This window comes from Paraferrimonas sp. SM1919, from assembly GCF_010993985.1.
Classification (GTDB): domain Bacteria; phylum Pseudomonadota; class Gammaproteobacteria; order Enterobacterales; family Shewanellaceae; genus SM1919.
Genome location: NZ_WINH01000041.1, coordinates 1 through 8,771 on the forward strand (window position 1 = coordinate 1; position 8,771 = coordinate 8,771).

Sequence of the window (8,771 nt, forward strand, 5' to 3'; positions counted from 1 at the left end):
GATTTATTTACGCAACCCCTTTTTGAAAAAAAGATCTTTGATCGGCTAAGAAATAAACTTAGGCGTGGTTAGATCACTTTTCTGGGCTTGATCTGGTGGTTATTTACACTATTTGTTAGCTTGTTAAAGCTTAAACTTAGTCCCAGTAAAAAAGCCGCGTTATACGCGGCTTTAATTTCATAACGACAGTTGCTGTCTGTTAATCATCCAATAGTTGTTTTAATTTTTGCTGTTCTGCTTCGGACATCACTTGTTGTTGCTTATTTGCTTGTTTTGTCCTGCGGGCAAAGGCTGCGATAAAAATCAAGCATAACAGCGCAATGACTCCAGGGGCTAGCCACAATATATAAGTACGCTCATCAAGCTTTGGTTTATAGAGAACAAAGTCACCATAACGAGCGGTCATAAACTCAATCACTTCCGCCTCTGATTTACCTAGTTCAACCATTTGGTAAACTTCAAGGCGTAAATCTTTTGCTACCGGTGAGTTCGAATCTATCAAATTTTGATTTTGGCATTGAGGACAACGAAGTTCTGCCGCTAGTTTTAAAGCTATCTTTTGTTTTTCTATGGTTGAGAACTCAAAGGTATCAACCGGTGTTGCATTTACTAATGCCGAAGCAACAACAAGTACTAGGCTAACTAAGTATTTCATGATTAACCCTCTGCTTTAATTTTCTCAATTCTAGGTAAAAACTCTTCCAGCCAAATTTTTTGATCGATCGGTCCTGCAAAACGATAGCGGACAATCCCTTTTGCATCGATCAGGAATGTCTCTGGAGCACCATATACCCCTAAATCCAAACCGAGGCGACCATGGCTATCAAAAATATTTAGCTTATATGGATTACCTTCGTGCTTTAACTCAAGCACTGCGGCATCACGGTTATCACGGTAGTTAATACCGTGAATCGGTAATACGTTCTGCTCTGCCAGCTTCATCAAAAACGGGTGCTCAAACTTACATGCAGGGCACCAAGTACCCCATACATTCAGTAGCGCAACTTCGCCTATCAAGTCTTTTTCAGTAACCACTACATCGGACTGATGTAAAGAGGTTAAGCTAAAGCTCGGCACTGGCTTATTAATTAAAGCCGATTCTAATTCGGCAGGTTTGAGGTATAAGCCCCTAAATAAAAAACCCGCTAATGCCACAAACACCAACAGTGGTAAAAACAATAATGCTTTTTTCATTATGCTGCACCTTTTATCATTTTCTTTTTCTTAAAGCGCTTGTCTGCCGCCGCTAGAATACCACCGATCATCATAAAGATGCCGCCAATCCAGATCCAACGTACAAACGGTTTGTAGTTCACGCGAACTGCATAATGATCACTGTTGGGAATTGGATCGCCCATAGTCACATAGAGATCACGGAAGAAACCCCAATCAATCCCTGCTTCGGCCATACCCATGGTTTGTACATTATATTCACGACGCTCTGGCTGCAATAACGCTACCTGCTCACCTTCATAGCTAACAATGATTTGTCCCTGTTTGGCTTTATAGTTAGGGCCGATAACATCTTTAGTTTCGATGTAGTCAAACTTGTAGCCAGCAATTTCTGAAGATAAGCCTGGGCCCATACGTGCACTCTTTTCTTCAGAAAAGTTTTCTACCATGGTGACACCCACAATAGATACGGCAATCCCCATATGGGCAATATACATGCCCCACTGACTGAGGCTGATTTTAGCTAAGCCAATTTTGCTGTGTTGAGCAGCAATCTCTTGAAAAATCGAGACGGCTATCCAAATGGCCATTGCAAAACCAAATACCACCCACAGGTTTAGGGCGTCAGCTAAAGCAAAATCAATAATAAAGGCAGTAATAAAAGCGGCGCTTAAAGGAATCACCAGTTTATTGATTATTTCTGTAGTTTTACCTTTCTTCCAACGAATACTCGGAGCCAGCCCCATAAAGATAAACATCACCAAAACAATAGGGACAAATACCGTATTAAAGTAAGGGGGACCTACCGAAATTTTACCCATGCCCAAAGCATCAACGAGAAGTGGGTATAGGGTACCCAGTAATACGGTGAAACAAGCTACGGTCAACATTAGGTTACACAGCAGCATCATGGTTTCCTTGGAATACAGCTCAAACTTGGCAGGGTTACGTAACTCACTGGCCTTAAGCGCAAACAACGTTAACGAACCACCTACGGCAATCGCCAGTAAACCAAGAATAAACAAACCACGGCTTGGATCAGATGCAAATGAATGCACCGAAGTGATCACGCCCGAACGTACTAAGAAAGTCCCGAGCAAGCTTAACGAGAATGCAAAGATCGACAGTAATACTGTCCAGTTACGGAAAGTACCGCGCTTTTCTGTCACCGCTAATGAGTGCAACAATGCTGTACCGACTAACCAAGGCATAAATGAAGCGTTTTCTACTGGATCCCAAAACCACCAGCCACCCCAGCCAAGTTCGTAATAAGCCCACCAAGAACCCAATGCGATACCACCAGTAAGGAAAATCCATGCAGCTAAAGTCCATGGACGGCTCCATCGTGCCCAAGCTGAATCAAGTCGGCCACTCATTAATGCTGCGATAGCAAAAGAAAAGCTTACCGAGAAGCCTACATAGCCCAAATACAACATTGGTGGGTGGAAGATTAAACCGACATCTTGCAACATGGGATTTAGATCACGACCTTCCATTGCTGCTGGCACTAAACGGTCAAACGGGTTCGAGGTTAATAGTGTAAATAGCGCGAAGCCCACTAAGACCATCCCCATCACCGATAATACGCGTGCAATAAAAATATCTTCAATATCTCTACTGAAATAGCTGATCGCCGCTATCCAAGTAGATAAAGCAAATACCCACAAAAGTAGCGAACCTTCATGCCCACCCCAAACAGCCGCTATTTTAAAAAATGTTGGCAATTGCGAATTAGAATGGTTGGCAACATAAGCAATTGAGAAGTCATCAATGCTAAAGCTATAGCCTAAAGTACAGATAGAAATTAAGGCAAAAACAAAGGCACCATAACTTAGTGGTTTTGCCAATCTAACTAAATAGTGGTCTTTTTGGGCCACTCCTATTAGGGGAACGACGGCTAGCATTAATGCAAAAGCAAAGCTAACAATTAAAGAAAAATGTCCAAGTTCTGGGATCATCCCCAACTACCTCGAGAAAATTGTAATAACTGCCAATAGGAGCTGAAAAATTGATTTCTACTCCTAAGTCAAAGTTTGATTGTGTATATTCTAATCTTTGGGGCATAGCTTGTCTTTAGCTTTTTGGACAAACTTTGGCTAAGGGTACTAACTTTCGCTATCTTGCATTGTCCAATATGGGTAAAATAGAGCCAACTTCAGCAATCACAGAATTATTATGCTTACTCTTTGGATATTAATTGCCTTTATCTTATTACTCGGATTACTTTTGATCTGGGTTCCACACCTACGTCAGCGCACCATGTTAGAACAAGAGCAACAAGGTGTTCGCAAGCAAGCCAATATTGCTTTATATAAAGAGAAAGTCGCTGCCGCAGAACGTGAATTAGAATCCGAAGAGATCACTGAAGCACAATTTGAACAGTTAAAACAAGAGCTCAAGCTTACTTTGTTGCAAGACCTAGATGGTGAAACGGATCAATCGTTATCTGAAATAGCCGAAGCTAAAGGTCTAATGACGCCTGTGATACTTTCTGCAATTTTAATTAGCTGTTCCTTAGGCTTTTATTTGTATCAAGGCCAATATCAACAATCTGAGCGCTTAATGCATCAAGCAAAAATGGCTTCGATGCCCCCTGCCGAACGCTTACAGGCTGAGATCAAGTTAATGGAGCAAGAGCTACAAGGTGCCCCCGAAAGTGCCAACCTTTGGTACAACTTAGGCCATGCCTACTTAAATGCCCAGCGTTTTCAAGATGCCGTATCAGCATTCGATAAAACCATTAGCCTGCAAGGGCAAGTGGCTGAAGTCTTAGGTGCAAAAGCTACTGCCCTATACCAGCTGAATGGTCAAATGATCACGGAAGAAGTAAAACCCGTTATTGAACAGGCATTAGCGATTGACCCTAAAGAAGTTTCAACTTTATTGCTAATCGCGATGGACGCTTTCCAACGTGGTGAATACCAGATTGCCATTATTGCTTGGCAAACCATTTTAGAGTTAAAGCGTGAAGATATTGATAATGATGCTATTGAGTTTGCCATTAGCCGTGCTAAGCAAGCTTTAGAGCCAAAATCACCACTGGGTGTAACAGTGAACTTATCTATTGCGCCAGAGTTACTCGCTCAAGTAAGCCCAGACGATGCAATTTTCCTATTCGCCCGCAATAGTGGCGCAGGCGGCCCACCGGCAGCCGCAATGAAGTTAACCGTTTCCCAGTTACCGATTACCGTTAAGCTGGACGATAACTACGCCATGATGGAGCAAAATAAGATCAGTATGCTCAAGCTTGCAGACATTAACGCCACTTTATCTAAAAGCGGAGATGTAAGAGCCCTAAGTGGTGATATGACTGGTAGCATCGCTGCGGTTGAGATCAGTGAAACTGCGACAGTTAATTTGGTGATAGATAAGGTTGTCGATTAACTCGAGAATCAACAAAAGCATACAAAAAACCCAAGCTGTTAGCTTGGGTTTTTTATTACTTTCTAATTAAAGAAAATAAAATTACTTAGCGCCGCTCATGTGTTTGATAGCATTTTTGTAATCTTCGTCATTACAATCCATGCACATACCACCAGCAGGCATAGCACCCTTACCAGCTTTAACAGAAGCCACTAGTGCATCTAGACCTTGAGCTAGACGTGGTTCCCATGCAGCAGCATCGCCCATTTTTGGAGCACCGGCAACACCCATAGAGTGACAAACTTGACATGCTTTAGCATAAACAGCAGCGCCGTCTTGAGCTAATACAGAAGTAGATAGAGTCATTGCTGCCGCTGCAGCTAACACTAATTTTTTCATCTTTTAATTCCCATACAATCATGCAACGCTGCGCTGCAATCTGTTTTATACACAAAGGTCTTTAACTCTATATATTTAAAGACGGCCAAACCTTACTATAAATGAACGGAAAACTCACCCTTTTTACACCTAAGAAACTTGATTTCAGGTAGTGTTGTACCCCCAAAGAGGTGTATAGCTAGGGTAAAAATCCCCCAGTTAAGCAACTGCACCACTACTTAATCTGTGATAACATATCCCCAAGTAATGAATTCTAGAGAAGCCTAGTGCCAAATAGCCAAACAACATTGTTATCTGCAGACTCTCTAACCTGCATCAGGGAAGATAGGGTGCTATTTGATCAACTGGATTTTGAATTAAATGCCGGTGACATTTTACAAATTGAAGGTCCGAATGGTTCTGGTAAATCCAGTTTACTGCGAATTTTAGCCGGGCTATCACAGCCCTATGAAGGTAAGGTACTTTATAAACAAAGTCCTATTAAAAAAGCCTGGGAAGATTACCAAGCCGACATGCTTTATATTGGTCACCTTAACGGCGTTAAAGCTGAACTAAGCGCCATTGATAACTTGGACTTTGCCCTAGCATTAGACGGTTACCAAAATGTGGATTCAGAAACCGCATTAGAACAGGTTAACTTAGCAGGTTTTGAGCACTTTGAAGCGGCTAAATTATCCGCAGGTCAACATAAACGTACGGCGCTGGCCAGACTGTGGCACTCAGATTGTCACATTTGGATTTTGGACGAACCTTTTACCGCCATTGATAAACAGGGCGTAAAAGAGCTTGAGCAAAAAATGTTAGAGCACACCAGTAACGGCGGGGCGATCATTATTACCACCCACCAAGACCTAATGCTGGCCGACCAACCCAACTATAAAAACATTACTTTGGAATATCGCTTTTAATGACTCAACCAATTAAAAGACAATTTAGCTATAGCCGCACCTTTGCTGTGGTTTTGGCGCGTGATTTAAAAATTGCCTTTAAAAATAAGGGCGATATTTTTAATCCGCTGCTGTTTTTCATCATAGTGATCACGCTCTTCCCGCTCGGTATTGGCCCAGACCTTAATACCCTAGCCAAAATTGCTGCTGGCATTATTTGGGTTGCGGCGGTACTCAGCGCCATGCTGTCATTGGAAAGGCTATTCAAAGCGGACTTCGATGATGGCTCCCTCGAGCAAATGCTACTATCGCCGCAACCATTAACCCTGATCATTTTTGCCAAGGTGTTTGCCCATTGGCTGATCACAGGGTTGCCGGTGATCCTACTGTCGCCACTGTTAGCGTTGCTGCTTAATCTGCCCGACAATGCCTATGGCGCATTAATGCTGACCTTATTATTAGGCACACCCATTTTAAGTCTGGTTGGTGCCATTGGCGTGGCCCTTACCGTAGCCTTGAAAAAAGGCGGGGTATTATTGAGTTTATTGATCTTACCCCTTTATATTCCGGTATTAATTTTCTCTACTAGCGCAATTAATGCAGCCAGTTTGAATATGGCTTATGATGGTCACCTTGCTATCATAAGCGCACTTTTAGCAACATCATTAACTTTAGCTCCTATCGCCATTGGAGCCTCTTTACGTGTGAGTACTAATTAAAATGTGGAAGTGGTTACATCCTTACGCCAACCCAGAAAATAGCTACCGTTTAGCCGGTAAGCTAATCCCATGGTTTGCGACTTTTGCCGCCACCTTGATCACCATAGGTACAATTTGGGGTCTAGGTTTCGCGCCAACCGATTACCAACAGGGTGACAGCTTTAGAATTGTTTATATCCATGTGCCAGCGGCATCGTTATCTATGATGATTTACGTATCCATGGCCATTGCCTCGTTCGCTGGGTTAGTGTGGCAGTTTAAGCAATCGGGTTGGGCCGCGTCAGCCATGGCGCCTATTGGTGCGGTGTTTACCGCCATCGCCCTATTAACAGGCTCAATTTGGGGTAAACCGATGTGGGGCACCTGGTGGGTATGGGATGCACGTTTAACTTCAGAGCTGATTTTACTGTTCTTATACCTAGGGGTAATTAGTCTTTATAACGCCATTGAAGATAAAACCGTGGCTGCCCGTGCCGCTGGTATTCTGACCCTAGTGGGCGTAGTAAACATTCCTATTATTAAGTGGTCAGTAGATTGGTGGAATTCGTTGCACCAGCCATCAACCATTAAAATCACTGAAGAGTCGACCATGGCCAGTGAAATGCTATACCCGCTATTAACCAATATGCTGGGCTTTAGCTTACTGTTTACCACCTTGACTCTAATTAGATTTAGAAACGAGATTCTTGCCCGTAGCGCCATGCGCCCATGGGTAAAAGAACTGGCTCAAAAGCAACTAGAGAAATAACATGGCCTTTGAAAGTTTTTCAGATTTTATCGCCATGGGTGGCTATGCCGCGTATGTATGGTCAGCCTTTGGTATTAGCGCCGCATTAATCATTGTATTAATTGGCCACAGCGTTACCCAGAAAAAAAGAACATTAGTGGCTATTGCTAAAAAACAGCAACAGCAGCAAAAACTCAAAGCATTTAGAGAGAAAAAAAATGAATCCTAGACGTAAAAAACGCTTAGCGTTTGCCAGCTTGCTGGTATTAGGTGTTGGTGCGATGGTGACTAGCGTCATTTACGCCCTGAACTCCAATATGGACCTATTCTTTACCCCAAGCGAAATCGTTCACGGTAAGGAAGACTCAGGCGAAAAACCCGTGATTGGCCAACGTATCCGTATTGGTGGCATGGTCAGTAACGGTTCTCTTGTACGTGACCCTAATAGCCTACTGGTTACCTTTAAGGTACATGACGGCACTGGCACTGAAATCACCGTCACCTATGACGATTTACTGCCAGACCTTTTCCGAGAAGGCCAAGGCATCGTTGCTCAAGGTGTACTGCAAGAAAACTATACCGTTGAAGCCAGTGAAGTACTCGCCAAACACGACGAAGAATACATGCCACCAGAAGTGGCCGAGGCCATGGGTAAGAAGCACAAGAAGCTAGATTACTCGGCCGAACAAGAATAAAACCAAAAGGAAGCGCAAGCTTCCTTTTTTGATCTTAGGAGAGCGAGGGCGCTTCGCTGCGAGATACGAGAACGGGCTCCGCCCTACGAGTGTGCAGCGATAAGCGACTATTCTTCTGCCTTTATTAAAACTTTCCATGGTGGGTTTAGGCGGTTTTCCCCAGCCCAATAGAGTTTAATTTTATTGCCAGAGGGATCCTTTAAAATGGCTTCTCGCCATAAATAACGCTGATCTTGGGGCATCTGTTCAAACTCAATACCTTTCTCTGCTAGCACTTTACATAAAGTATCTAAATCCTGGTGCTCAAAATAAATGACCGCAGAATTTTGAAATTCCCCCTCCTCAAGGGCTAGGGAAAAGCTAGAACCGCCATCAGGACAAACAAACCGAGCATAATGCGCCGTTGCCACAATCTGAGTAAACCCCAGCGTTAAATAAAACGCCACCGCCGCGTCCATATCCCTTACCGGCAAAGTAACCTGATTAAGCTCCATTTCTCATCCTTGTAATCATCCGCTAATTCATTTGAACCATAACAATAAAGAAAATCACCCACAATGCCATTCACGAATCGCTACTCAATTTCCCCTCTGACTTTGCGAAGAATTTGATTGAGGAATAGCTGTTTAGGCCATGGATGGCGAATCTAGCCGTCAGCGTAGTGACGAATGAAAAATTCTGGTTAAGCAAAGTAAGGGGCGGCTCAGGGGTTGTTAGGGGAGGCAGCTGTTTGTATAGACCGGGGACATAGTAAACACTTTGTTCGGGGACATAGGTTACACCTTTAAATTTAGTTCCTTAATCAACT

Annotated in this window: 11 protein-coding genes; 6 read left to right on the plus strand and 5 right to left on the minus strand. The window is 43.2% G+C overall.

The features are described 5' to 3' along the window. Window positions 1-199: 199 nt before the first annotated feature. Genes nrfF through GFB48_RS16915 form a run of 3 tightly spaced genes read right to left on the minus strand, consistent with a single transcriptional unit; the run spans window position 200 to window position 3,131 of the window. Window positions 200-655 (minus strand): heme lyase NrfEFG subunit NrfF, encoded by a 456-nt coding sequence (nrfF, locus tag GFB48_RS16905; RefSeq protein WP_163938568.1) that lies wholly within the window; start codon window positions 653-655, stop codon window positions 200-202. Window positions 656-657: 2 nt separating this feature from the next. Beyond that, window positions 658-1,194: a DsbE family thiol:disulfide interchange protein gene (locus tag GFB48_RS16910; protein WP_163938571.1), complete on the minus strand. Its 537-nt coding sequence runs from the start codon at window positions 1,192-1,194 to the stop codon at window positions 658-660. Continuing rightward, the gene (locus tag GFB48_RS16915; protein WP_163938574.1) at window positions 1,194-3,131 is read right to left on the minus strand and encodes a heme lyase CcmF/NrfE family subunit; all 1,938 of its coding nucleotides are present in this window, start codon (window positions 3,129-3,131) and stop codon (window positions 1,194-1,196) included. Before GFB48_RS16915 ends, GFB48_RS16910 begins: the two co-directional genes overlap by 1 nt. 217 nt (window positions 3,132-3,348) lie before the next feature. On the opposite strand from GFB48_RS16915, the gene ccmI reads away from it, so the two are divergent. Next, window positions 3,349-4,557, plus strand: a complete 1,209-nt coding sequence (gene ccmI, locus GFB48_RS16920; protein WP_163938577.1) for a c-type cytochrome biogenesis protein CcmI — start codon at window positions 3,349-3,351, stop codon at window positions 4,555-4,557. 81 nt (window positions 4,558-4,638) lie between these two features. Here the strand turns inward: ccmI and GFB48_RS16925 are convergent, their stop codons facing one another. Beyond that, window positions 4,639-4,935 carry a cytochrome c5 family protein gene (locus tag GFB48_RS16925; protein WP_163938580.1) on the minus strand — a complete coding sequence of 99 codons (297 nt, stop codon included), beginning with the start codon at window positions 4,933-4,935 and terminating at the stop codon, window positions 4,639-4,641. A gap of 266 nt (window positions 4,936-5,201) precedes the next feature. On the opposite strand from GFB48_RS16925, the gene ccmA reads away from it, so the two are divergent. From ccmA to ccmE, 5 genes are read left to right on the plus strand one after another with little or no spacing between them, the layout of a single operon-like run. Then, window positions 5,202-5,843: a cytochrome c biogenesis heme-transporting ATPase CcmA gene (ccmA, locus tag GFB48_RS16930; RefSeq protein WP_163938583.1), complete on the plus strand. Its 642-nt coding sequence runs from the start codon at window positions 5,202-5,204 to the stop codon at window positions 5,841-5,843. 11 nt (window positions 5,844-5,854) lie between these two features. Beyond that, window positions 5,855-6,541 carry a heme exporter protein CcmB gene (ccmB, locus tag GFB48_RS16935; RefSeq protein ID WP_163938597.1) on the plus strand — a complete coding sequence of 229 codons (687 nt, stop codon included), beginning with the start codon at window positions 5,855-5,857 and terminating at the stop codon, window positions 6,539-6,541. A 1-nt stretch (window position 6,542) separates the two neighbouring features. Continuing rightward, entirely contained in the window at window positions 6,543-7,289 is a 747-nt protein-coding gene (locus GFB48_RS16940; protein ID WP_163938586.1) for a heme ABC transporter permease, read from the plus strand. 1 nt (window position 7,290) lies between these two features. Then, entirely contained in the window at window positions 7,291-7,497 is a 207-nt protein-coding gene (gene ccmD, locus GFB48_RS16945; protein WP_163938588.1) for a heme exporter protein CcmD, read from the plus strand. Continuing rightward, on the plus strand, window positions 7,487-7,963 hold the full coding sequence (gene ccmE, locus GFB48_RS16950) for a cytochrome c maturation protein CcmE (protein ID WP_163938591.1): 477 nt from the start codon (window positions 7,487-7,489) through the stop codon (window positions 7,961-7,963). Before ccmD ends, ccmE begins: the two co-directional genes overlap by 11 nt. A gap of 107 nt (window positions 7,964-8,070) precedes the next feature. Here the strand turns inward: ccmE and GFB48_RS16955 are convergent, their stop codons facing one another. Beyond that, window positions 8,071-8,457 (minus strand): VOC family protein, encoded by a 387-nt coding sequence (locus GFB48_RS16955; protein ID WP_163938594.1) that lies wholly within the window; start codon window positions 8,455-8,457, stop codon window positions 8,071-8,073. Window positions 8,458-8,771 lie beyond the last annotated feature (314 nt).